General features: G+C 44.4%; 22 protein-coding genes. 4 read left to right on the plus strand and 18 right to left on the minus strand.

Translation table 11 applies throughout. The features are described from left to right. Nucleotides 1–37: 37 nt before the first annotated feature. The 10 genes from KIH87_RS15700 to ccmA all read right to left on the minus strand — a co-directional run bounded on the left by KIH87_RS15700 (nt 38) and on the right by ccmA (nt 8,114). Entirely contained in the window at nt 38–901 is an 864-nt protein-coding gene (locus tag KIH87_RS15700) for an MlaA family lipoprotein (protein WP_232358796.1), read from the minus strand. Next, nucleotides 898–2,127 carry a c-type cytochrome biogenesis protein CcmI gene (gene ccmI / locus KIH87_RS15705; RefSeq protein ID WP_232358797.1) on the minus strand — a complete coding sequence of 410 codons (1,230 nt, stop codon included), beginning with the start codon at nt 2,125–2,127 and terminating at the stop codon, nt 898–900. The genes KIH87_RS15700 and ccmI overlap by 4 nt, the downstream gene beginning before the upstream one ends. Further along, entirely contained in the window at nt 2,124–2,615 is a 492-nt protein-coding gene (locus KIH87_RS15710; protein ID WP_232358798.1) for a cytochrome c-type biogenesis protein, read from the minus strand. The genes ccmI and KIH87_RS15710 overlap by 4 nt, the downstream gene beginning before the upstream one ends. A gap of 36 nt (nt 2,616–2,651) precedes the next feature. Further along, nucleotides 2,652–3,242 carry a DsbE family thiol:disulfide interchange protein gene (locus tag KIH87_RS15715; RefSeq protein WP_232358799.1) on the minus strand — a complete coding sequence of 197 codons (591 nt, stop codon included), beginning with the start codon at nt 3,240–3,242 and terminating at the stop codon, nt 2,652–2,654. Next, entirely contained in the window at nt 3,242–5,260 is a 2,019-nt protein-coding gene (locus KIH87_RS15720; RefSeq protein ID WP_232358800.1) for a heme lyase CcmF/NrfE family subunit, read from the minus strand. Before KIH87_RS15720 ends, KIH87_RS15715 begins: the two co-directional genes overlap by 1 nt. Before the next feature lie 9 nt (nt 5,261–5,269). Then, a complete protein-coding gene (gene ccmE / locus KIH87_RS15725) occupies nt 5,270–5,755 on the minus strand; it encodes a cytochrome c maturation protein CcmE (protein WP_232358801.1) in 486 nt (161 codons plus the stop codon). 99 nt (nt 5,756–5,854) lie between these two features. Beyond that, nucleotides 5,855–6,076 (minus strand): heme exporter protein CcmD, encoded by a 222-nt coding sequence (gene ccmD / locus KIH87_RS15730; protein ID WP_232358802.1) that lies wholly within the window; start codon nt 6,074–6,076, stop codon nt 5,855–5,857. Beyond that, a complete protein-coding gene (locus KIH87_RS15735) occupies nt 6,066–6,821 on the minus strand; it encodes a heme ABC transporter permease (protein WP_232358803.1) in 756 nt (251 codons plus the stop codon). The genes ccmD and KIH87_RS15735 overlap by 11 nt, the downstream gene beginning before the upstream one ends. 1 nt (nt 6,822) lies before the next feature. After that, nucleotides 6,823–7,488, minus strand: coding sequence for a heme exporter protein CcmB (ccmB, locus tag KIH87_RS15740; protein ID WP_232358804.1), 666 nt, complete (start codon nt 7,486–7,488; stop codon nt 6,823–6,825). Then, nucleotides 7,488–8,114 (minus strand): cytochrome c biogenesis heme-transporting ATPase CcmA, encoded by a 627-nt coding sequence (gene ccmA / locus KIH87_RS15745; RefSeq protein ID WP_232358805.1) that lies wholly within the window; start codon nt 8,112–8,114, stop codon nt 7,488–7,490. The genes ccmB and ccmA overlap by 1 nt, the downstream gene beginning before the upstream one ends. Before the next feature lie 187 nt (nt 8,115–8,301). On the opposite strand from ccmA, the gene KIH87_RS15750 reads away from it, so the two are divergent. Beyond that, nucleotides 8,302–10,272: a hypothetical protein gene (locus KIH87_RS15750; RefSeq protein WP_232358806.1), complete on the plus strand. Its 1,971-nt coding sequence runs from the start codon at nt 8,302–8,304 to the stop codon at nt 10,270–10,272. Continuing rightward, nucleotides 10,269–10,619: an EscU/YscU/HrcU family type III secretion system export apparatus switch protein gene (locus KIH87_RS15755; RefSeq protein ID WP_232358807.1), complete on the plus strand. Its 351-nt coding sequence runs from the start codon at nt 10,269–10,271 to the stop codon at nt 10,617–10,619. Before KIH87_RS15750 ends, KIH87_RS15755 begins: the two co-directional genes overlap by 4 nt. Before the next feature lie 208 nt (nt 10,620–10,827). On the opposite strand, the gene KIH87_RS15760 is transcribed toward KIH87_RS15755, so the two are convergent. Continuing rightward, a complete protein-coding gene (locus tag KIH87_RS15760; protein ID WP_232358808.1) occupies nt 10,828–14,724 on the minus strand; it encodes an amino acid adenylation domain-containing protein in 3,897 nt (1,298 codons plus the stop codon). Nucleotides 14,725–15,405: 681 nt separating this feature from the next. Between KIH87_RS15760 and KIH87_RS15765 the strand changes: the two genes are divergently transcribed. Together KIH87_RS15765 and KIH87_RS15770 are read left to right on the plus strand one after the other, a co-directional pair. Further along, nucleotides 15,406–16,329 (plus strand): DMT family transporter, encoded by a 924-nt coding sequence (locus tag KIH87_RS15765; RefSeq protein ID WP_232358809.1) that lies wholly within the window; start codon nt 15,406–15,408, stop codon nt 16,327–16,329. Nucleotides 16,330–16,463: 134 nt separating this feature from the next. After that, nucleotides 16,464–17,156: an HAD family hydrolase gene (locus tag KIH87_RS15770; protein WP_232358810.1), complete on the plus strand. Its 693-nt coding sequence runs from the start codon at nt 16,464–16,466 to the stop codon at nt 17,154–17,156. A gap of 38 nt (nt 17,157–17,194) precedes the next feature. Here the strand turns inward: KIH87_RS15770 and pptA are convergent, their stop codons facing one another. The 7 genes from pptA to KIH87_RS15805 form a co-directional block, all read right to left on the minus strand. Then, complete coding sequence (pptA, locus tag KIH87_RS15775; protein WP_232358811.1) at nt 17,195–17,419, minus strand: tautomerase PptA; 225 nt, start codon at nt 17,417–17,419, stop codon at nt 17,195–17,197. Nucleotides 17,420–17,577: 158 nt separating this feature from the next. After that, complete coding sequence (locus KIH87_RS15780) at nt 17,578–17,997, minus strand: DUF2802 domain-containing protein (protein ID WP_232358812.1); 420 nt, start codon at nt 17,995–17,997, stop codon at nt 17,578–17,580. A gap of 231 nt (nt 17,998–18,228) precedes the next feature. Next, a complete protein-coding gene (locus KIH87_RS15785; RefSeq protein ID WP_232358813.1) occupies nt 18,229–18,717 on the minus strand; it encodes a chemotaxis protein CheW in 489 nt (162 codons plus the stop codon). A gap of 23 nt (nt 18,718–18,740) precedes the next feature. Next, nucleotides 18,741–19,559, minus strand: coding sequence for a chemotaxis protein CheW (locus KIH87_RS15790; RefSeq protein WP_232358814.1), 819 nt, complete (start codon nt 19,557–19,559; stop codon nt 18,741–18,743). After that, nucleotides 19,556–20,335, minus strand: coding sequence for a ParA family protein (locus KIH87_RS15795; protein ID WP_232358815.1), 780 nt, complete (start codon nt 20,333–20,335; stop codon nt 19,556–19,558). Before KIH87_RS15795 ends, KIH87_RS15790 begins: the two co-directional genes overlap by 4 nt. A 43-nt stretch (nt 20,336–20,378) precedes the next feature. After that, entirely contained in the window at nt 20,379–21,482 is a 1,104-nt protein-coding gene (locus tag KIH87_RS15800; RefSeq protein ID WP_232358816.1) for a protein-glutamate methylesterase/protein-glutamine glutaminase, read from the minus strand. A 392-nt stretch (nt 21,483–21,874) separates the two neighbouring features. Next, complete coding sequence (locus KIH87_RS15805; RefSeq protein ID WP_232358817.1) at nt 21,875–24,121, minus strand: chemotaxis protein CheA; 2,247 nt, start codon at nt 24,119–24,121, stop codon at nt 21,875–21,877. Nucleotide 24,122: the final 1 nt, after the last annotated feature.

Here is a 24,122-nt window from a genome sequence, read left to right on the forward strand (position 1 = left end):
TCCTGATATATCCAATCAGATAAATTGCCCTCAAAAACTATTCGATACCTTCCAGATAAGCATCAAACTCAGACTCAAGATCTTGCTCTTCCTCTGATTTTTTCTGCTCTTCGCCATTATTCACTTTGTTTTGTAAACGCTGGAAGTACACATCTTTAACAAACAAATAAGGGTCTAAAGAAGAATTAATAAGCTCTTCCTGCTCAACCAAATCAGCTCGCGCTTCCAAAGCCTTCACCGCCGATTGCACAATAGAAAGATAAATATTTAAGTCTGCCAGAGGGAAATAGGCATTATCGACAAACTTTCCTGAACCGCTTCGAATATCATTAGGCCCAATAGCTGGCAACATTAAATAAGGCCCAGTGCCGATACCCCAGGTCGCTAATACCTCACCAAACTCTTCAGGATGTCTCTCCAGCCCGATTTCTTTTGCCACATCAATCGTACCAAGCAAACCAATGCTGGAGTTAATCACAAAGCGTCCAAGACTGGTAAAGGTGCCTTCGAACTGCCCTTGCAGCAAATTATTAATGGTGCTGGAAGGCTCTTCCAGATTCAACGCCGCATTATGGATGCCTTTACGCATAAAATGCGGCACATATTCACGGTAGCCAACAGCAACCGGACGAAGCAAGGCTTTATCCAGAAAATCCCAGTTAAACGCCCATATTGAACGGTTAACCGATTCCAAAGGGTCTCTTGGATCATTAGCAGAAGCGATTTGTTCTTCATTTTCTTGCTCAGAGCTTGCCTGTTCAGAACCTTCTTGCTCAAAGTCACCTTGCTCACTAGCTGCCTGAGTATTCTGTTCCTGTTGTACCTGCTCATCCACATGTTTGGATGATGCACAGCCGGTTAATGCCAGACAGCCGATAATAAAGACATAACGCCAAATCATTGTGATAGCTCCTGATCAATAACAATACTTACCTGATTGCGCTCAAACTTACTCAACGTCATCACCGCTTCTCCCTGCATCTCTTGTTCGCCCACATCCACCTTGTCATCCAACGAGATACGAGCAACGACCTGCGCTTCTTGCAATCCTGACAAATTGAAACCCGCCATCATGGCATTGCCGTCGGTTAATGTGACGGTCACCGGGAATTGGCCTAAAGGTTGACGAATAACAGCGGCAGGCATTTTCATTTCAGAGTTCGCTTTTCTGGCAAACACAAATAACATCGCCTCTTTCGGCAATTTATCTTTCAGTCTCTGGGCAATATCAACCTTAACCATAAGCTCGGTTTGTCCATGCTGCAACAGTTCAATTTTCGTTTTAATCGTCTCTTGAAGCGGGTCTTCAGGCGCAATTTGTAGGCTGAGTTCTTGCCAGGTCATCACAGCTAAATCCTTATCGCCACTTTGCTCAGCAGCAATTGCTAACAACCCCATAGCATCTTTCTCGCCCGGCGAAGCCTGTAAGGCTCTTTGTAAAATCTGCCTGGCTTTTAAGATCTGAGGCTTTTGATTCGTCATGATCAACATCTGGCTGTAGCTAATCAGCGTACCAATTCTATCAGGTTCCAAAGCCAGGGATTTTTCAAAAGCAGACATAGCCTGCTCGACATTTTGCATCGACGCATAAAGACGTCCGAGCAACAACCAACCCACAGCATCATCGGTTTTTTTAGCCAACTTGGTTCTTAGTGCCAAGGTAAAATTCTGATATTCGAGTTGAGTCAAAGAAGCATCACCACGTACTACTCTTTCACCCAACTCTGGTAAACGAGCCTGTGCATCTTGCCAGTTTTGAATATCGCTGATCTCATTACTATACAGATAACTTCCAACTGCCGTAGCAATCGCGATAAAAGTAAAAAGCAGCAGAACAACAGAAAACCCTGAAGCGTTTTTTGTCGCTTGGACTTTATTTTCACTGGCAACAGAAACTTCCAGCACTAACGCTTTCTTCAGCTCTGACTCAGCAGCTTGTTTGTCTTCATCAGACAAGATACTTTCCTGCAAGTCACGTTCTATCTCGGCAACACGATCTTTTACTAACAACACATTCAAACGTTCTTGTTCTTGATCGTGTTGATTTCGTTTTAAAAGCCAAGGCCAGAAAATTACGATTAAAGAGAGAAAAATAAGTGCGACTGCACCAACCCAAAATATTGTCACTTGTATTTATCCAATAATTCGTCAGCTTTAGACTCGTCCTGATCGACGCCATCTTGTCCGGAAACATCATTGTTTGATGCCACGGAATCCGCGTCGGTTGCATTCATTCGGCTTCGAACAACCAAAGCAGCAGCAATCAACACAAAGAGTAACGGCAGTAACCATAACCAGATGGTAATGGGTGTTACAGGTGGTTGATAATGAACAAAATCGCCATAGCGAGCTTTCATGTAATCAATAATCTCTTGCTTGGATTTACCTTGCTCAACCAACTCGAATACTTTTCGCTTTAAATCCAATGCGATCATGGCATTAGAATCACCAATGTTCTGGTTCTGACACATAGGGCAACGCAGCTCGGCTTTCAATTCCAGAAACAGCTTTTGCTTGCCTGGATCCTCAAACTGAAACTGAGTATCGGTTGTCGCCCACACAGAAAAGCTTAGAGCGACAAAGCTCCAAAGAAAGACCAATCTGAACCAATGCATTATTTTCACTCAGACATTTCCACTATGATTCGTTTTTTAGCGACCAGCACCTTGGGCTGACGCTTTATCTTCAGAATAATAAGCAGCAAACTTTTCCTGCCAAACACGTGGATTCAAATCACCCACATGGTGAACTCGCACAACACCCTGCTCATCGATCAAAAAGGTTTCCGGCGCACCAGTCACCCCTAAGTCCATGCCATAACTGCGCTGCGCATCAAAGATATTAAACTGGTAAGGGTCACCATATTTGCCGAGCATTTCACGAATTTCCCATTGCAATTGAGGCAAGGGTTTGGCTCCAAAATCCGGGTCATTATTGAGTTGATAATACAAGCCAACAATGCGAATACCTTGCTTGCGTAACTCAGCCAAATAAGGCAACTCAACCGCACAAGTCACACACCAGACGCCCCACACATTGAGCAAGGTCTTTTGCCCCAGGAACACCTCTTTAGTGTAGATTTGTTGCGGATCCATCACATCAGGCAAGGCAAACTCGGGTACTTGCTTATCAACCGAAATCGACACTTCGTAGCGCGCTTCGGAAAAGAGCCCTTTTAACAAAAACAAAGTAATAGATAAAAAGGCTCCGAGAGGGATTAAGAAAAATAGTATTTTTTTCATTATCCTGCGGCTCCTTGAGGTTCATTCGTAGCAGGCTGATTCTTTTGGGAAGCGCTATCATCAAGTTGCTCTGCGTTCTTACGAGCAAATCGAGATAAGCGATAACGCTTGTCTGACATACTCAACAACCCACCGGCAGCCATAATAAATCCACCTAACCAAATCCACACCACTAAAGGTTTAACGTATAAACGTAGCGCCCAGGAACCATCTTTAAGTTGATCGCCCAATGCAACAAATAAATCGCGTAACAGAGTGCTATCGATAGCAGCTTCGGTCATGGTAGAGCGTTGTACCGTGTAAAAACGTTTTTCCGCTTTCAACCGAGCAATGAAATCGCCCTCTTTGTGAACTTCAACAATACCAGCTTGCCCTGAATAGTTAGGCCCATTCAACGATTCAATGCCTTTGAATGTAAACTCATAACCAACCAGCTCGACTTTATCACCCTCATCCATGCGCACTTCAATTTCCTGACTGAACTGACTGGTAACAGCGATACCCATTAAGCTAATGGCAAAGCCCATATGCCCTAGAACCATTCCCCAGTGGCTACGAGAAAGGCTGGCTAAACTGGCTTTACTGACACCCTGTTTATTCACTCTCAACAACACTTCCTGCACTGTCATAACACCAATCCAAATGCTCAAGAAAGTCCCTAACAATGCGATCATCACCAGTTTGTCGTAAGCAAAATTAATCAACAATGCGCCCAACGCCGCAATGACGGTCGTCATCGCCATTTGCTTATTCAACTCTCCAATCGACTGCTTTTTCCAACGAGATAAAGGCCCTATGCCGAGCAAAAAGACAAAGGGCACTATCAGAATGGTAAACATCTGATTAAAGAAAGGCTCACCGATAGAAATGGAACCCAAGCCCAGTTCTTTATGCACCAAAGGCAACAAGGTTCCTAACAACACCACCATGGTGGCAGCGCTCAACAACACATTGTTGCCAAACAACATGACTTCACGAGACATCAGCCCGTAACGCCCAACGCTTTTTAGCTGGCTGGCGCGCAAGCCATAAAACAGCAAGGAACCGCCAATAACCAGAATCAACAAACCAAGAATGAACAAGCCACGAGCCGGGTCACTGGCAAAGGAATGCACAGAAATAATCACCCCGGAACGCACCAGGAAGGTTCCAAGCAAGCTCAGGGAAAATGCAGAAATCGCTAACAATACTGTCCATGATTTAAATAGTTTACGTTTTTCCGTGACCGCTAGAGAATGCATCAACGCAGTACCCGCCAACCAAGGCATAAAAGAGGCATTTTCGACCGGATCCCAGAACCACCAGCCGCCCCAGCCAAGCTCGTAATACGCCCACCAGCTTCCCAATACGATACCGACGGTCAAAGACGCCCAGGCAGCAATTGCCCAGGGACGAGCCCAACGAGCCCAGACTGAATCCAATTGTCCGGAAATCAATGCAGCAACCGCAAAGGCAAAAGTAACAGAAAAACCCACATATCCCATGTATAACATAGGCGGATGAATGATCATGCCAATGTCTTGCAATAAGGGATTCAAGTCTCGACCATCAACGGGATAAAAAGGTAATAAACGCTCAAAGGGGTTGGATGTGAGCAGGATAAACAAATAAAAACCCGTACCAATCAGGCCAAGAATGCCCAGCACTCTGGCAACCATATGTAACGGAATCGAGCGGCTAAACCAGGCAACAGCGCATGTCCAACCGGAAAACATGACCACCCAGAACAGGAAAGAGCCTTCATGCCCGCCCCAAACAGCCGTGTACTTATACTGAATCGGTAACAAGCTATTCGAGGTATGAGCCACATAGGACAAACTAAAATCATCGGTAACAAAAGCGTAGGTTAAACAACCAAAAGAAAAAGCGGTAAAGAGAAACATGCCTGACGCCAACGGCTTAGCCATCGCCATCAAATTCTCATTACCTTTTTGTGCGCCCCAAAGCGGATATACCGCCATTAGCATCGACATTAACATTGCCAATGCTAATGAGAAATGTCCCAACTCAGCAATCATAGTAAGTACCTACTCGCCTTCTGGCTTATTGTATTGCTGATATTGAGAAGGTTTCTCGTGCTTAATGCCTTTCATTGCTTCGGCAAGTTCAGGCGGCATATATTCTTCATCGTGCTTAGCCAATACTTCATCCGCCACAATAAGATTACCTTCCTGCAAAACGCCGGTTGCCACAATACCCTGACCTTCACGGAACAGGTCTGGCAAGATGCCGTGATAAGTCACTTTTACCAGAGGGCCAACATCAATTAAATCAAACTCCACATCCAGTGAATCATGGCTACGTTGAACCGAGCCTTCGACCACCATGCCACCAATTCTCAAGCGTTGACCAACAGAAGGTTTCACGCCATTTTTGCCGTTCACGATTTCAGAAGGGGTATAAAAAAGATCAATGTTTTGATTCAGGGCGTATAACATCAGCCCAATAGCAGCAGTCACAATCACAATAACGGCTGAGACAGCAAATAAACGTTTTTTTCGTCGTGGATGCATGATTTGAATTATTCTCCGCTATAAAACTTGAGCGCCAGTAACAATCTCAACTGGATCAGGAAACCATCACTGCTCGCGCTTTTAACTCTGTTTCGCTTACTATTCTCGTACCTTAGTCTCTCTAGCTTTTTTCTCTTTTGCTTGAGTAACTCGCTGTATGCGGCGATGTTCTTTCAATACTTGCTCGCGAATTTTTCTGGCTCGCCATTTGTTTTCAATCACCAATGCCACCAAACTGACCAGGGTGACGAAAAAAGCCAACCAGACATAAAAGCCATATCCGCCCATATCCAGAAAGGCACTAAAAGAATCAAACTGCATTACCAGTCTCCTCTTTTAATAACATGCTCTGGACCCAAGGGCGTCGCATTTCTCGAGTGAGAATTTCATTCTGCAAACGTTTACAGGTAAAGGCTGCCACTAATAGGGCAAAGCCCAGAATATTGATAAGCAAAGGCCACAGCATTGAAGCCGCAATAGAAGGCTGCTCAAATTTGGTAATCGTGGCTCCCTGATGCAAGGTGTTCCACCATTTCACGGAATAATGAATGATAGGCAAATTCACCACACCCACAATCGACATCACGGATGCCGCCTTACCGCCTTGAATTTTGTCGTCAAACGCACCGTACAAGGCAATAATGCCGAGATACAAAAACAACAAAATAAGTTCTGATGTCAGTCGGGCATCCCATACCCACCAGGTTCCCCACATGGGTTTCCCCCACGCAGCCCCGGTAAACAAAGCAATAAAGGTCATAATGGCCCCAACCGGAGCAATCGCCGCCACGCCCATATAACAGGTTCTGATTTGCCAAACCAAACCAATAAATCCAAGAATCGCCATTGCCGCATAGGTACTCATAGACAACATGGCGGTAGGGACATGAATGTAGATGATACGGAACGAGTCCCCTTGCTGATAATCAGCAGGAGCAAAAACGAGTCCCCAAAAAGTGCCACCAATCAAAAGCGCAACGGCAAAAAATAGAAACCAGGGGTATAAACGACCACATAACTGGTATGTCGCTTCGGTTTTAGCGTAAGGATGTAACCACTTCCACATGTTAGTTCTGACTCACTTTAATTGCATGAGCTACGGCAAATGGTGCTAGAGCAAGTGCCAGCAAAAGCATGGCGGCAATGATAGCTAATTGAGCCAAATAAGGTAGATTCAAGCTGGCACTTTCCACCGTTGCAGTAGCAAAAATAAGTAACGGAATGTAAACCGGGAGCAAAAGTAGGCCGAGTAAAGTGCCTCCCTTATTCAACCCGGCAGTGAGTGCCACCGCAATAGCACCAATCAGGCTCATTAAAGGAGTTCCCAGTAATAAGGTAAACAAGAGCGCCCAGTACATATCCCAGGTCAAGTTCAAAAACAAAGCCAATATGGGCGACAACAACAAAAGTGGTAATGCGCTCACAACCCAATGCACAGTAATCTTGGCTAAAGCCAGTAATGGCAGCGGATAAGGGGTAAGAATGAGCTGCTCCAGTGAGCCATCGAGAAAGTCCTGCTTAAACAGTTTCTCCAACGCTAATAATGAGGCTAAAAGCGCAGCTACCCAGATAATCCCCGGCCCCACTTTTTGTAGTGTTTGCGGTGAAGGGCCGATCCCTAACGGAAACATGGTCACGACTAATAAACAAAACAAAACCGGCTGCAAAAACTCCGCATTTTGACGAAAAGCCAACACCCAATCACGCTTAAACATAGCCCAGAAGACTTGCATTACCAACTCGCCTCCAACGCTAAAATGTTGATATTGATTTCAACTGAAAAGTCCTGATGGGAAGTGGTGATAATGGAACCACCAGCCAGCACCTGCTCAGCCATTTTTTGCTGCAACATCTGAACACCTACCTTATCCAAAGCGGTAAGCGGTTCGTCCAGAATCCACAAGGCAGCAGGAGCGAGCCATAACTTGGCTAATGCCACACGGCGCTGTTGTCCTGCCGACATTTGGCGCACAAGCACATCTTCCATACCGATCAAGGCAAGATCATCAAGGACTTCGAGGATGTCATCAACTGAACGGTGAATTTGGCGTTGTTGTAGCCAGAATTGCAGATTTTCCAAAGCAGAGAGGTTAGCGCTGAACCCCAACTTGTGACCGATATAAATCAGATCTGACGCATACTGAGTGTTGTCTTCATAGATATTTTGTTCAGACCAGAAAACAGTGCCTTCTTCCGGGCTTGCCAAACCGGACAATATACGCAACAAACTGGTTTTCCCTGCGCCATTAGGCCCAGTAACGACGAGCATTTGCCCGGGTTCTACGAGCAAATCCAGATTGTCAAAAAGGAGTCGATCTCTTTTGATACAAGATAACCCCTGAGCGTGTAATCGGGACAATTTTCCACCAAGGATGCAAAAAACCCGCGCATAATATCACAGCACATGGTGGCGTGCTGTTTTTTATCGCCAGATTTTCAATAGTGACCAATAGGGTTTAATGCCATACTCTTATTTGAATTAAATGGTTGCATAGAATCTACAATTTAAGCTTAAGCTCCAGGCAAAATGACCCGATAAACTAACTATGGCGCAGATCCTGAATACACAAACAGCGACTCAGACGATCACCAATAGTTCTCAGCAACTTGGTGATGTAGCGCTATCCAAGCTTCAAGGGCAACTGGCACAACTGCAACCCACTGCCAATGGCGGCGCTCAATTAGTATTAAACGGACAAGCCATTAGCCTGCCACGTCTCCCGCAAAACGATAGAAGCCTGCAACAAACCCAGCAGGTCAAACTGAATATATCGCAGCAAAGTACACAAACCTTTTTGGAATTGGTCAAACCAGGCAATACAACCCAATCATTGCAATTAAGCCCTACCCAAGGGAAGCAATTGCTGAATGTTATCGCCAACAGCCCTAGCGTACTTGCAAACTACACGCCCGGTGTTATCGAAGCCAAAGTATTAAAAGTGGCAGGCGACCAATTAATGCTACAAGTGAGCGGTAAAACGCTTACTTTGAATGTCCCTAATGCTTCAGCGCAATTTAAAGAAGGCCAGTTGATATCATTGCGACTGCTGGCAAAACAGGATAGCTGGCAGTTAGAAATCAAAGATCCCAAGCAAGGTGCCGATTCCGCCAAGCAAATACAACCAACGGCTCGCCAATTGCCTCAAGTATTAGCGGCAACCTTGCCTCGGAACACGCCATTGATGTTGGATAACCAAGATAAAGTCGCTCACCTGAATATTCAGCGAGTGCTGCCCTCTTCGTTACAAATGGGATTTAAGCCGGAAATGCCGGGACTGCCTACATTCAGCATCGACAAACATCAGCAGTTGAAGATGAGCTGGAGCCAATCAGAACAGGTTTTAGCCAAACTGCCACTAGAAGGTGGATTAAAACAAAAAGCCATTGATGTGGTCGCAGGAAGCATGATTCAAAGCAACGCCAGTAATCCGATTAATGCCGGTCAAACCCGATTATCGCCAGAGCAAATAGGCAAAATGCAGATTAGCCAGGAACTGGCGATGGAAATGACGACTCAGGCAGATAAAACCGCCGTAAGAGCACTTGCCAGAGAAACCATTCTGGCTTCTGTCGATGGCAACAAGATCCGCTCCGACTTACAACCACTCATGCGAGGACTACAAGCCAAAGCCGATTCACCCAGTTTCCTCATCAACAATCTGGAAAAGTCGTTGAGCAGTATTGTTAGCCAGTTGAACTCCCCTATTGGCGAGTATGTCTCGGAAATGAGCAAACTGATCAGCAATGACAAACTGAATCAGGCCAATGGGCAAATAACCGCTCAAGAGATCAAACAGCTCTTAACTGCGGCACCATTACCTGTTACGCCGTCAACCATAAACAGCCCACCACCACAGGCAAACTTTCTGGCTGGCTTAATGGGAATGCTGCAAGTGTCGTTAGCCGCGAGACTAATGCGGCAACAGCCGGAACATTTGGACAAACTCACCCAATTGCTGGTGCCATCGCTGATAGCAAGTGATGGTAAAACCGATGGCAAGCAAAAAGTCAGTAAGAGTCTGAGCGACTTCTTTCAAGCCGACAGCAAGCTTCAGATATTAAAGAATATCGATAAGCTGTTATCCGGACATCAGTTCAATAAACTCAGTAATATGGAATCCCAGCTACAAGGGCAAGACAGCCTGTATTATGTGTTGCCCATTGGCGATAACGGACAACGCAAAGATTTAGAACTGCTAATAAAGCGGGAACAGGAAAAAGACCCCAAAACCAACAAAGCCAAGGTCAAAGGGACGTATTGGGCGCTCACCATGAAATTACCGGTCGGCGATATTGGTGAGATTCTGGCAAAAGCGAAAATTAACGGAAACAATCTGGATTTGGATTTCTATACCTCGAATGATGCCACCAAAATACTGGTGTTTAACTTTATTCCTGTTCTTAAAAAACGCTTTGAACAACTGGGCATTGATATGGGCAACTGCCGCTGCCAGTTAGGCAAAATTCCCGAAGCGTTACAACAGCGTCCTTATCACCTGTTTGAGGCAAGAGCATGAGCGAAAGCGAGAAAGAGCAAGTAGAAGAGCCAGGAACAGAGGGCAGCCAAAAAGAAAAGCGTCAGGCTGTTGGCATCAAGTACGAACAAGGTGAAACACCCAAAATCGTTGCCAAAGGCTTTGGCGATCTGGCAGACGAAATTGTTGCTCTGGCAAAAGAAAACGGTGTGCTGGTGCATGAAGATGAGCACCTTAGCGACTTTTTGGCTCGTTTGGATTTAGGGCAGGAAATCCCACCAGAGCTGTATTATGTGATTGCTGAGCTCATTGCTTTTTCTTATGTATTGCAAGGCAAATTCCCCGATAGCTGGAAAACACTACATAACAAAGTGTCGGAACAGGCTTAGATTATCAAGCAACCTGCACGCGGTAGACAGGCAGCTTACAAATTCCGAAATGCCCATTTTATATATTCAGTTATGTTATCCATTGAAACTCATGAGCAGACCCTCCGTCGCAGGGATGCGACGGTGGAGCTTCCATGGATGGATTCACAGCGAGTCTGCGATGATTTTCTATGGATAACGCTCTCCCCAAAAGGACTGATATTAAGCATCAAGAGGCGTTAATCTCATCCCAAATCGCATCAGCCAGCTCTTTGCTGCCTTTTTCCTTCAATAACTCATAATGATCCGACTGCAAATGAATGGTTTGCGGAGGCGTTACCGAGAAACTGGCCGCATTTTCAATAAAGGAATAGTTGTCACCTGAGGCTTTAAAAATGCGAATAGGCGCTTTTATCTTACGCTCATGCAACTCTTCAAAACTGTATTTAAAATCGTAAGTTTGGGTCACGATGTTCACTATCCGCCTCACCAGCAAAGGCTCAAGATGACGGAAACGACTACAAATGAAGTTCACAAAACTGGCTTCATCAACAGTTTGCTCCAAACAGGGCTTTAGCATAGGGCTATGGATATTGTGCGCAAACACCGAGAACAAAATAGTCACAAAGACCGGGTTATCGAAGTCAGCTTCACCTTCATTTTGCTCTTCCAGCTCAGAGTAAATCTTGGGTGAACCCGGAGCGATCAAGTACAAAGACTCAATCTCATCACCAGCTTGCTCCATCTGATGTGCCGTTTCAAAAGCAACACGCGAACCGAAAGAATAGCCCCATAAGGTATAAGGCCCTTCCGGCTGAATACGCTTGATTTCCACGATATCTTCCGCCGCCATGTCTTGAATCGTGGCGTAAGGCGCTTCACCTGCGTTAATACCCTTGGATTGCACGCCGTAAAAGCCGCGCTTTGGCTCCATCAACTCAGCTAAACGACGTAAATTCATCGGGTAGCCACCTAATCCCGGCCAGCAAAAAATTGGTGTAGCCTCTACGTCATTCATCTTGATCAAACGAGAAACCGGTTCCGTATTCTCGCTCTCAATCCACTTGGCAAACTGCGCGATAGTCGGGTACTGAAATAAGACCTGCAATGGAAAGTTAGATTGAAACGCAGAGTTAATACGGTTAACCAATGCCACCGCCATTAAAGAGTTACCGCCCGTTTCAAAGAAATCATCTGCCGCGGAAGCAGAATCCCACTTCATCACATCTTTCCAGATTTTCCCGAGGCGCTTTTCAGTGTCTGTTTCTAAAGGCACGAATTCACTGCCCGATGAACATTGCTCCACTTCTTTAGAACTGGACAGTGCCACGTAATCAACCTTGCCATTGGCTGTCTGAGGCAGGTTGTTCATGATCAATACTTTGTTAGGCACCATAAATGAGGGTAATTGCTGACCTAAATCATCACGTAGTATTTCCGCCGGCCCTTTCATATGCACGGCGTCTTCACGCATCCCTTCACTGACATATTGTGCCTGGCTGATATGCCCACCGATGCAAAAATAGAATGCATCCATAGGATCATTCACAGCTTCCAGAATCGCCCTCATTTTACGCGCTGAAGGCAAGTCATTTCCTGATTTGGAGCTATAGCCGGAAGACATCATCCCCAACAATAAATCGTTACTTTGAAATGAATGCAGTTTGCGTCCCAAATTAATATAGTGCATCCACTCAGGCGCACCATTGCTGATCATGGCAATACCAAAACTGGCGCGGTCATACACTTGCTGGTTAATGGCGATCACTTCTTTACGAGCAATCAGTTCGCTACCTATTAATTCAAATTCACCATCAGCATAGCGATACATGCCTTGCGGCATTCCCGGCACATAATTGGCGTGAGTTTGCACATATAAATCAACATGGGGAGACGGCTGCATTTGTTCCAAAGAAGCGATTTCAAACTGCCCCATGTAGTAATCGTAGTCGTCACCATCGTACCAATCAGGCAGTTTTTCATCATATGATGACAGCCCAATTGCGAGTCCAAATTCAGGCAATTTCTCATCGAACACACCCAGCATATGCCCAGTTTCCATTTCCAACACTTCCAGAATGTTGTTCTTGTAAACAGGCTCGATACCGTCATGTTTACCAAGAAAATGAAGATGGATTGTTGGTGCTTTGGCTTGAGCTTGAGGCTTTTTAGCCACTAACACCAGTTCATGGGACACAGGGTGGTAGTAATAAATGCCGGATTCCAGATCGAACAACTGATGAATTTCCAGATAGATTTGCGTGGCATATAACGCACCGGGAGACGCAAAGGCATATTTGGGCAACAAACGCTGCTCACTTTTAAACTGCCCAAAATAGCGAAGCAAAGTGCCAAACTCATCAAAGCTGAGCTCAGTCAATGGGCGCGATTCACCTTTGAATTGCTTTGGTTTCAGTAATGTTTTTAAGTCATCTACCGTAACGATTTCGCCATCAAAGAAGCGATAGGTTTTACGCCCAAACGCATATCGACGTTGTTCTTTAGTCGCCTCATTATTCGGTAGCGGAATATGTAATCGGTCTTTACACAGGTTCTCGCTACGGCAACCGGCATTAGATAACTGTGCCTTGACCTGAACTTTGTTAGATTTGGATTGATGGTGGGAGTCGTGATTGCCCTGATCCATCAAGGCTGCTTCCTTCTCATTCAATTGCACACAGGCGATCAGGTTCTGGTATCCCGTGCGAGGATCATTCTTAACCAGAACAGCCGCGGTTTTAATCCATGAATGGGCTTCGATAGCATGACGTATTTCGTCAAGCTCAACGCGATAACCGCGAAGTTTTATCTGGTTATCAACACGCCCTGCAAAATGCACATCGCCTTTGCTGTCTTTTTGTGCCAAATCACCAGTGCGGTAAATGCGCTCATATCCGGGTTCATCAGAAAAGGGGTTGGCCTGAAACTTTTCTTCGGTCAAGTCAGGTCGGTTCAAGTACCCTCGCGCTACCTGAACACCAGACACACACAACTCGCCGATTTCCCCTTCCTTTGCCAGTTTACCTGTCAACGTCACAATGTAATAACGAGTGTTATCAACGGCCTGACCGATGGAGATAGCATAGGGGTAATGCGAAATCTGATCTTTATCCAGTACGAAAATCGACGTATTGATACTGCATTCACTAGGGCCGTAGAGATTTATCAACTCGCACTTTCTTAACGTATAGAAAAACTCCTGTGACAAGCTTTTAGTTAAGGTTTCGCCACCACTAAAGACCTTGTTTAAAGAAGTGCAATCCACAAAAGAGGGATTATCCACCAGAGCCTGTAACAAGGTCGGAACGCACTGCAAGGAAGTGACTTGATGGCGCACTATGGTGTTAATCAAAGCATCGGGATCGCGATAACATCCGGGAGGCCCGACCACGACCCGACAACCAAACACCGGTGCCAGGATCTCCCACTGCGCCGCATCAAAACTCATGGGCGTTTTTTGCAACACCGCATCGTTTTCCCCAAATTCAAATGTGCGTAGTAAATACTGCATTTGATTGACGATATTGCGATGCTCGATCATCACGCCCTTGGGCTTACCCGTGCTTCCCGATGTATAAATAATGTAGGCTAATCCATCAACACTCGGCCTCACAGGCCATGACAAGGCACGATTATCCTCATCATCAATTTCAGTAGATGGAATATCTTCAGGCGAGAAAACCTTAACATTTGGCGGCAAAATGGCGTTAATTTGGCCTTTTAAATGACTTTGCGCATAAATTGTGGTGATCCCTGAGTCCTCGATCATGTAACGAATACGCTCAGAAGGATAATCAGGAGATAAAGGTAAATAGGCTTTACCTGAACTTAAGATGCCCCAGGCTCCACACATCATTGTAACCGAAGGTTCACAATATAACCCTATGCATTCACTCTCAGACTGATTATGTATGGCGATATAATTACCAATGCGGCAAATTTCCCGATAAAAGTTCAGGTAATTCAATTCACGATTGCCATCAACAACAGCGCATCGTTCGGGACTACTCAGAATTTGCTGTTCCAGCATATCAATCAAAGTGCCAGAGGTATGAATCTCTGCTTGCCACAATTCGTCATTTTGTGCATCACTTTGATTTTGAGCCTTAATTTCCACCATAGTCATACTGAGAAATTCCCGCTGCCTTCGAGGAGGAGGGAAATATATTTCCTTTTATAAGACTAAAATGTCAAGCCTATTATTTTATAAAACATGCTCTATATCGGTGGTTTAAAATTTTTATTTATAAACATAAATCACCAAAACAAGTAGAACATGATGACAAAATCAGCAAAAGGACGTTCAAAAATATTAAATCGTTCAATTTCATTGTGAACAATACAGTTTATTTTTAGCTTGTTACGCTATGCGATCGATATCTAATTTTTATAAAAACTTCCCAAACATCATGATGGTCAATTTTTTATTTATTCCAAAATTAAATATTGTTTAGCATTTAAAATGCTCTTAAGTTATTAGAATGTAACTTAATTAAAAGATACTTTATATGAAGATAAATTCATATAAATCATATTCACAACGGGATAACCTGATCTTCAGACCGCTTTACGAGCATAATAAATACAACAGCCTGAGGCTGAATATCAGAAAGAAGCACCAGGCACGTAACCAATTAACAACTTTTTCTTTACCTGTACTTTTGCTTTTCACATTTCAGGCTCAATTAACGACATGGGTTATCAGCAAACCGGACGAAAAGCACCTGACGTGTAACAAAGCCTCTCATTAAAGTTCGGTATAGAAATAATGAAAAACGAAACGACATAACCAACCGGGGATAGTCTAATGACCAAGGGAAATACTTGGCTAAATGTTTTTTTAACCGCACTGGCTCCCACAATGTGGGGCAGTACTTATATTGTCACAACAGAGCTGTTGCCTGACAACATGCCGCTATTAGCCTCAACGATTCGAGCACTTCCAGCAGGCTTATTGCTATTGTTAATCTGCAGAACGATGCCATCGGGAAAGTGGTGGGGAAGGATTGCCATTCTGGGTGCGCTCAATATAGGTGCTTTTTTCTACTGCCTGTTTATGACCGCCTATTATCTACCCGGAGGAGTGGCTTCGTTAGTTATGTCGGTGCAACCCATGATCGTCATTGCCCTAAGTGCGCTGGTGCTAAATACCCGATTCCTTAAAGTTCATATTTACGCTTCACTTCTGGGCATTGCAGGCATTGCGCTCCTGGTTCTTAACTCCACCATCAATTTAAACTGGCAAGGCGTAGTGTCGGGTTTAATTGGCACCACCTGCATGGCAACCGGCATCGTTTTTACCAAGCATTGGGGAAGGCCAGAAGGTTTGTCTTTACTGGGGTTTACTGGCTGGCAACTGACGTTTGGTGGTTTAATGCTACTTCCTATTGCATTATTTCAAGAAGGCATACCCGCAACACTAACGACAACCAATATCGCAGGCTATGCCTATTTGAGTCTGGTTGGCGCTTTGCTTGGCTATATGCTGTGGTTTAGGGGAATTGAAAAGCTACCCGCCGTTACCATTTCTTTCCTGGGTTTTCTTAGTAGTCTGGCAGCATTAATTTTAGGTTATGTTTTTCTGGATCAGACCTTCACCACATTACAAATACTTGGCGCAATTGCCATTGTTGCCTGTGTTTATCTCTCGACACCCAAACCTCAAGCGGAAGTGAAAGAAGACATAGTTAACGCCGATGATACGTCGAAGCTGGAGGAGCAAAGAGCCTGATATTGCTTTAAACGCAAGAGCGTGGGCTTGCGGATAAGGTATGGAAAAAGTATAGAGAAAATATGTATCAACTGATTCTGCATTAGCGTTTCAGTTGCTTATCATAGCCAACAAAACATCCAGGGGGTTTCGTCATGCAAAGAAGTCGTCAGTTTCAACCTGTTGTTATTTTTGATCTAGATGGAACCTTATTCGATACACCAAGGGCAATCGTTGAAGCCTTTACCTACACCTTCAATGAATTACAGGAAGAAATACCTCAACATCGCAATATTCGCTGCACCATAGGCATGCCATTAGAGAAAGCGTTTGCGTCATTAATGGAGCTTCCGGTAGAACATGAACGTGTCGACAACGCCGTTCAGGAATACCAAAGACAGTTTCGTCAACGAATATTGCCCAAGGCAGAAGAGCTTCTTTTTGCTGGTGTCACTGAAGGCCTGGATAAACTACTTGAACAAGGCATGGCGTTATCGGTTGCCACTAGCAAATTTGCCAGAAGCGCTAACGCTTTATTGGAATCTGCAAAAATCGACAGATATTTTGACATTGTAGTCTGTGCCGATGAGGTGACAAACACGAAACCGCACCCAGAGTCAGGATATAAGGTTCTCGATCACTATAAAGCCAATGTTGACGCCGCCATTATGGTGGGTGATACCACTCATGACATGCTGATGGCGAAAGCAATGGGATGTGCCGGGCTAGCGGTAACTTATGGTGTCCATACTCCGGAAACGCTGCGAACCAGCGATCCAAAATGGTTAGTGGACTCATTTGATCAAGTTACTGACGTTATCCTGCAACACTTTTCCGTTTCAGATTAATACGATTATCAAGCTCTGTTGCAACCGCAAACAGCCCATTAATAAATGGGCTGTTTAATCACTTTATCTGGCTTCGCGTTGATTTCAACATCAACCACTGTCTCTTGCCATTTCTCAGGTTCAATTTGCTCCAGAACGATAGATACAACCTTATCAGGGCAATCAAACACTTTAACCATCGTCGCAGTCATCTCATCAATAAGCACCTTTTTTTCTTCTGGAGAGATATCTGTCGGAAAACACTTAATATTGATATGAGGCATAAAAATCCTTTAATTATAATAGGTTATAAAACAACAAAGGGGTTTCCAGATACAACTATTTTTCTGAAAAACAGCCTGCATTGTATCAACGATAGAAAGAGGGTGTTAATTATTACCTATATGATTTTAAAACAAGGAATAGATGGTGTTTATATAGATTATTTCTTATGCAGGCTAATGAGTAGTTCCGCTTCTGCGCGAGGAATGTCGCACTCCTGCATAATCTCCTCAATTGATGCACCAGCGGCCACCAATTTATTGGCTTTAGTATATAGAGGGCTACTGGCTTCCTGATGTTCAAACTCAACCTGTCGGTTGGCTATCTCAGTTTGTTTATTTTCCAGCGTTCTGATACTGGCTTCCAGTTCCTTGACCCGGTTTCCCAGCCCCAACATACCAGTGCGTATCTCGTGCAACATATCTTGCAGTTGATTATAGCCTTTCTCGATACTTGGCTGCCGTTGCTCCAGTTGTTGTAACTTCTGCTGTAATTGCTGACGATTTTGCTCACCACGCAAATAGAAGAACACAGCCAAAATAATAGCGATGCCCGCAACTAATAGCGAAATGTACTGCATTATCAACAAGTAAGAAGCCTCTTATGAGATGTTAACTCTGCCAGTATAGCCCGAACAGAATAAAGAATGCTGCATTTATTAGCAAAATGGAAAGGATTAAATGTCAAATTAAGACTGGCAGACGATATCAGGGATTGACTCCCTAAATACACATACAAGTGAAGGGCGCTTACGGCACCCTTTAAACGAGAAAAGAAAGCTCCCGTCAGGAAAGTGCGAGAGCTCAAATGATTATATTTTGGAGATTTCGTCCCACTCATCATCAGTGAGCAATTTATTCAAATCCACCAAAATTAATAGCTCGCCATCACGATTAGAAACGCCCTGGATAAATTTAGCGCTTTCTTCAGTGCCCACATTCGGCGCACTATCGATTTCGGATGTTTTCAGATAGACAACTTCAGCTACGCTATCAACCAAAATACCGACAACCTGTTCATCTGACTCAATAATAACGATACGAGTATTATCAGTAGTTTCAGCTGACGGCAAACCAAAACGAGAGCGAGTATCAATAACCGTAACCACGTTACCGCGCAGGTTGATAATACCCAACACATAATCTGGTGCTCCCGGTACAGGCGCAATTTCAGTGTATCTCAATACTTCCTGCACCTGCATAACATTAATGCCATAGGTTTCGTCACCAAGGCGATAAGTCACCCATTGCAGGACTTCATCATTTACATCTTCAGCAGTGTTAGTTCTTTCATCACTCATGAAATGCGCTCCATTAGATCGCTTTATTGTTCGTTACTTGTGAGCCCTTTATCAAGCATATCAATTAATTGGGTAATATCGAGCAAAGCACACATCTTTTCTTTTACCATGCCGGCAAGCCAGGGTCTTTTCCCCCTTTCTTCACGCCATTTAACGTCATCCGGACTTAAGGTAACCGTGTTAATCAGTGTTTCACAAGTCAATCCCCAACGGCTCTCACCTAGCATTATAAGATATTGATAATTTAATGATTCTGCCAGTTTTTCGTTGTACTTTTCTGGCATTACCCATTTTGCTGTATCGACCGTATTCAATTTTTCTTCACGATGCAACATAATCCCCATAAACCAGCTCGGTTTTCCGAACAAGGGGCTTGGTTCTTCCAGATTATGTATACCGCCCAGCTGAATGAGAGGAACAGCAAGAGTTAAACCAGCAACTTCAAAGAACAATGCCTGGAATCGACCGCCTTTTAGTATCTCCAAACTATCAATGGATGTTTCTACTTTCTCCGGCAATTCCAGTTCTGGCAATATTTCAGCTATTGGAGCAGAAATAGTTCTAGAAGCAGGTGTCGATACGGGCTCTGGTGTCTTTTCCTCTGGAATTTTCACCCGCGGCGCTTTTACTTCAACTGCAGGTGGTACATCTACAACTTCTTCAACCATCACTTCTTCAGCAATGATCTCCACAACAGGTTCTGGTGCTTTAGGTTCAACCTTTTCCAGCAATCGAGCAACAGATTCACGCTGAACCTGATCTTTAACAAAAGGTTCATCTGTCAGCAAGGCTGACAAATATTCTTCCATCACATCTTCATTTGCAAATGATCCGTTGTTCATAGCGATGGCTCTAATGATTGAATGTAGTTAAGAAGGCTATTGTACGCAAAAACACCTCTGGAGCGAGGGGCGAATACAGATGGAGGCGTCTGCGCCTGACTTGCGTCTCTAAAGCGGGTATCAACGGGAATAACACTTGACCACACCGACTTACCATAAGATGTACGCAACTTTTTATAGGCATCAAGAGCAGCTTTAGTACGCTTATCAAACATTGTGGGTACAATCGTATAGTTAAACTTCTTGTTCTGCGATTTTTCCATGATCACCAGTGTGTGCATCATGCGATCCAAACCTTTTAAGGCTAGAAATTCTGTTTGAACCGGAACCAAAATTCGGCTACAGGCAGCTAGAGCATTCACCATCAAAACACCAAGCACTGGCGGACAATCAATTAATACATAATCAAATTCGTCCTGAATACTTAGCAAAGCTTTACGAAGAACCAACCCCATACCGCCTTTTGTGCCCATCTGTCTATCAAGTGTAGCCAGAGCCATAGTGGCGGGCAAAATAAACAAAGAATCGAGCTTGGTAGGGCATAGGCAATCCAGAACTTTGTCTTTAGTTAATGAATCACCCGATAAAAAGACATCATATACACTACTGGATAGTTCTTCTGAATCAATACCGAAATAATAGCTGAGTGATGCGTGAGGATCAGTATCCACAAGCAATACGCGCTTACCTCTTTGCGCCAACAGGCCACCCAAAGTTACCGTGGTAGTGGTTTTACCAACTCCCCCTTTTTGGTTAGCAACCGCCCAAATGATCACAAATTTGCCTTCTACCTTAAATTAAGAATATTATTCCGAGATATTACATCTCTCTTTTAATGGAATCAGCCATTTCAGACAAGGCTATGCTACGCTCAGCAATATTAGCCTTGGCGACAGCTTGGGGCATCCCATAAACCACACAGGATTGCTCATCTTGAGCCCAAATCCTGGCTCCTTTATCCTTCAATTTTCGACACCCTTCTCGTCCATCAGCCCCCATTCCAGTCAGTATAATACCCAAGACATCTCCACCATAAACATCCGCTAAAGAATCGAAAGTCAGGTCAACGCTGGGTTTGTACGTCATACTATCATGGATGTTGGAATCCGTAATGCTGATTCTGGGATTGGAAGGCGTCCCTTTTACCAACATCTGTTTTCCTCCAGGAGCAAGATAAGCAACCCCCGGGCGTAATACATCACCATCAGCAGCTTCTTTCACTTTAATCTGACACATTTGGTTCAAACGCTCAGCAAATGCCGATGTGAACGTACCCGGCATGTGTTGCACTAATATAATAGGATATGAAAAAGTCGCAGGAATTTCAGTCAAAATAGTTTGTAAGGCAACTGGGCCACCCGTCGATGTACCAATCGCTAACAGCTGATAACGCTTATGGCGGCTGGAAAAAATATCTCGTCCTGTATCAGCCAAACTGTCAGAACGAATGAATGTTCGGGTTGCCTTGGTCTTGCCCGGAGTAAATGCCAACTCGGGCGCTCGCCTGAATCGACCAATAGTACCTTTGCGTAAACCTAAAGCTCTGACACGCGATTGCAGCAGTTCAATAACTTCTTTACGGTCTCGGGCAATGTCCTCAAACTTTTTAGGCAGAAAGTCCAAAGCTCCAGCTTCAAGTGCATCTAACGTAGCTTGAGCACCTTCGTAGGTCAGCGAGGAAAACATAATGATGGGAACCGGATGTTGATTCATTATTTCCTTAACAGCCGTAATTCCATCCATTATCGGCATTTCAACATCCATAGTAATGACGTCAGGATCAAGCTCCCGCACCATCTGAACGGCTTCTTGACCGTTTTTAGCTTCACCGACAACTTCTAACTTTGGATCCTGCTCCAAAATCTCTCGAACTCGTCTTCGAAAGAAAGTGGAATCATCAACGACCAACACCTTATAAGGCATTATACAAATCTCTTATTTTTCAAAAGGTACTCGCAACAATGTGAGTATCTGAATAATTCATTTTAAGGGAAACACGGGAATAATCTTTCAATCCGGCTAGTCCCAACTGCGAATTTGACATCAGCCAACTGTGAGCTCTTATACAAGATTTAGAGATAACCCTATCTCAAGTGTAGTCAACTAAACTCAAAGGAAACAATTTAAATTGAAGATAGCAATTCAGCTTCGAATGAAACCAAAAATGAGTTCCTACAGTTCCCTTGCTGTTTAGCGACATCATTCACAGTCCTGACTGCAACTACTTGGAACCATTAAGAAAATAGCTCCCTGAACCATACGTATTTCCCGACAAATTCATGCCGGGAAATGCGAGGTATGTAAACCAACAAGCCTTATTTCAGGGCTTTTTTAGCGTACCTTTTCAATAAGCTTGGTATATCCAATATCAAAGCAATTCCACCGTCACTGGTAATTGTCGCACCAGCCATGCCAGGAGTACCTTGTAATAGTTCATCAAGCGGTTTAATAACCACTTCTTCCTGTCCAATAAGAGCATCAACAACGAAACCGACTTGCAATGTACCCATTTGAACAACAACAACATGCCCTTTGGCACGTTCAATAGTGCCAGGCTTACGGCGCAACCATTCTCGCAAGTAGAATAGCGGTATCGCTTTTGAACGAACAATCATGGTTAGCTGTCCGTCAACAGTATTGGTTTTGCTCAAATCGACATTCAAAATTTCATTGACTGAACTCAATGGCAACGCGAAGGTTTGTCCACCGACAATAATCATCAATGTTGGCAAAATAGCCAGTGTGAGTGGAACCTTGATTTCAAGTCTGGTGCCCACTCCCATTTGAGAATGGATATTGATCGAGCCGTTTAACTGATTAATTTTGGTCTTAACAACATCCATACCCACGCCTCGACCAGAGATATCGGATATCTCGGTTTTGGTCGAAAAGCCGGGGGCAAAAATCAAATTGAACGCTTCAATATCAGACATACGAGCGGCTGCATCTACGTCTAAGACGCCACGAGCAATCGCAATACTCTTTAATTTCTCAGGATCCATACCCTTACCATCATCTTCAATGGTTAGTAATATATGATCCCCTTCCTGAGCTGCCGCCAATTTGACAGTACCGGTACGAGGCTTACCGGAAGCAGCACGCTCATCGGGCATTTCAATACCGTGGTCAACAGAGTTACGCACCAGGTGAACCAATGGATCAGCCAATGCCTCGACCAGGTTTTTATCTAAATCGGTTTCTTCACCTTCCAGCTCAAGAACAATTTCTTTCTTCAAGCTGCGAGCCAAATCTCGAACAACACGAGGGAAACGACCAAATACCTTCTTGATCGGTTGCATACGAGTTTTCATGACAGCTCCTTGCAAATCCCCGGTAACTACATCCAGGTTTGCAATGGCCTTGCCCATATTCTCGTCATTAATATTAATACCTAGGCTTAACAGGCGGTTACGCACCAACACCAGCTCACCAACCATATTCATAATCTGGTCAAGGCGCTTGGTGTCTACACGAACCGTTGTTTCAGCTTGAGGAGGTGGCGCGGCGCCTTTCTTGTCATCCTTCTTAGGTCCAGTAGCAGGTGCTGATGCAGCTGGACTAGCAGCGGCGATACTTTGAGTAGCCTTCACTTTATCAGGTTCTGACTTACTTTCAGGCGCTTTTACAGGCTCAGCTTTAGGAGCTGCGGGCTTATCCTTGGGCTTGGTTTCAGAAGGCTTCTCAGATTTAGGCTGAGAGGGTGCTGTGACACTTGGACCTTTACCTTGACCATGAAGTTGATCCAGTAAAGCTTCAAATTCATCGTCAGTAATATCTTCGTCTTCACCAGTGGAAGACGCTACAGGAGCAGGTTTAACTTTGACTGGCTCAGGAGCCTCATCGTCCTCGGAACCGAACTTGCCCTTACCATGTAATTGATCCAATAACGCTTCGAATTCGTCATCGGTAATATCTTCATCGACATGACCTTTAGGGGAAGGGCCTTTTTTACCAGCCTCTTCATCCTTACCTGGGGCACCGTTAGGTCCATGAAGTTCGTCTAATAGTTTCTCAAATTCATCTTCGGAAATTTCGTCAATACCGCCATCACGACTATCAGAAGAGTCATCATCTTCACCAAATAAATCAAGCCCCAGATCGTCATCATCAACATCAGGAACTATAGGTGATGATGCAGGCTCTGGCGCAACAGAAACTTCTTCATCCTTGCTTTGAGGTTGACTCAATCTATGCAGGGTTTCCAACAATTCAGGAGACGCGGGTTGTAAAGGCTCTCTGGATTTGACACTTTGGAACATTTCAACAACAACATCTGTTGCCTGCAGAATGACATCCATTAATTCAGGAGTTAGCTTGCGCTGTCCATTACGCATTACGTCAAAAACGTTCTCTGCGCCGTGACAAACATCTACCAGTTCAGTCAGCGATAAGAAACCCGCCCCACCTTTTACAGTGTGATAGCCACGGAATATCGCATTCAACAAATCTGAATCTTCGGGATTATTTTCCAGATCGACGAGTTGTTCTTGTAGTTGCTCCAGAATCTCTCCGGCCTCGACCAAAAAGTCCTGAAGGATATCCTCGTCCAAGTCAAACGACATA

It is taken from the genome of Paraneptunicella aestuarii, assembly GCF_019900845.1.
GTDB lineage: Bacteria > Pseudomonadota > Gammaproteobacteria > Enterobacterales > Alteromonadaceae > Paraneptunicella > Paraneptunicella aestuarii.

What these genes read in the sequence shown, in the direction of transcription:
- KIH87_RS15780 (WP_232358812.1), bottom strand. Translation starts at nt 17,997, where the DNA reads ATGCAGTACATTTCGCTATTAGTTGCGGGCATCGCTATTATTTTGGCT.
- pptA (WP_232358811.1), bottom strand. Translation starts at nt 17,419, where the DNA reads ATGCCTCATATCAATATTAAGTGTTTTCCGACAGATATCTCTCCAGAA.
- KIH87_RS15715 (WP_232358799.1), bottom strand. Translation starts at nt 3,242, where the DNA reads ATGAAAAAAATACTATTTTTCTTAATCCCTCTCGGAGCCTTTTTATCT.
- KIH87_RS15800 (WP_232358816.1), bottom strand. Translation starts at nt 21,482, where the DNA reads ATGCCTTATAAGGTGTTGGTCGTTGATGATTCCACTTTCTTTCGAAGA.
- KIH87_RS15700 (WP_232358796.1), bottom strand. Translation starts at nt 901, where the DNA reads ATGATTTGGCGTTATGTCTTTATTATCGGCTGTCTGGCATTAACCGGC.
- KIH87_RS15770 (WP_232358810.1), top strand. Translation starts at nt 16,464, where the DNA reads ATGCAAAGAAGTCGTCAGTTTCAACCTGTTGTTATTTTTGATCTAGAT.
- KIH87_RS15755 (WP_232358807.1), top strand. Translation starts at nt 10,269, where the DNA reads ATGAGCGAAAGCGAGAAAGAGCAAGTAGAAGAGCCAGGAACAGAGGGC.
- KIH87_RS15720 (WP_232358800.1), bottom strand. Translation starts at nt 5,260, where the DNA reads ATGATTGCTGAGTTGGGACATTTCTCATTAGCATTGGCAATGTTAATG.
- KIH87_RS15805 (WP_232358817.1), bottom strand. Translation starts at nt 24,121, where the DNA reads ATGTCGTTTGACTTGGACGAGGATATCCTTCAGGACTTTTTGGTCGAG.
- KIH87_RS15760 (WP_232358808.1), bottom strand. Translation starts at nt 14,724, where the DNA reads ATGACTATGGTGGAAATTAAGGCTCAAAATCAAAGTGATGCACAAAAT.
- KIH87_RS15765 (WP_232358809.1), top strand. Translation starts at nt 15,406, where the DNA reads ATGACCAAGGGAAATACTTGGCTAAATGTTTTTTTAACCGCACTGGCT.
- KIH87_RS15735 (WP_232358803.1), bottom strand. Translation starts at nt 6,821, where the DNA reads ATGTGGAAGTGGTTACATCCTTACGCTAAAACCGAAGCGACATACCAG.
- KIH87_RS15785 (WP_232358813.1), bottom strand. Translation starts at nt 18,717, where the DNA reads ATGAGTGATGAAAGAACTAACACTGCTGAAGATGTAAATGATGAAGTC.
- KIH87_RS15790 (WP_232358814.1), bottom strand. Translation starts at nt 19,559, where the DNA reads ATGAACAACGGATCATTTGCAAATGAAGATGTGATGGAAGAATATTTG.
- KIH87_RS15750 (WP_232358806.1), top strand. Translation starts at nt 8,302, where the DNA reads ATGGCGCAGATCCTGAATACACAAACAGCGACTCAGACGATCACCAAT.
- ccmE (WP_232358801.1), bottom strand. Translation starts at nt 5,755, where the DNA reads ATGCATCCACGACGAAAAAAACGTTTATTTGCTGTCTCAGCCGTTATT.
- ccmD (WP_232358802.1), bottom strand. Translation starts at nt 6,076, where the DNA reads ATGCAGTTTGATTCTTTTAGTGCCTTTCTGGATATGGGCGGATATGGC.
- KIH87_RS15710 (WP_232358798.1), bottom strand. Translation starts at nt 2,615, where the DNA reads ATGCATTGGTTCAGATTGGTCTTTCTTTGGAGCTTTGTCGCTCTAAGC.
- ccmB (WP_232358804.1), bottom strand. Translation starts at nt 7,488, where the DNA reads ATGCAAGTCTTCTGGGCTATGTTTAAGCGTGATTGGGTGTTGGCTTTT.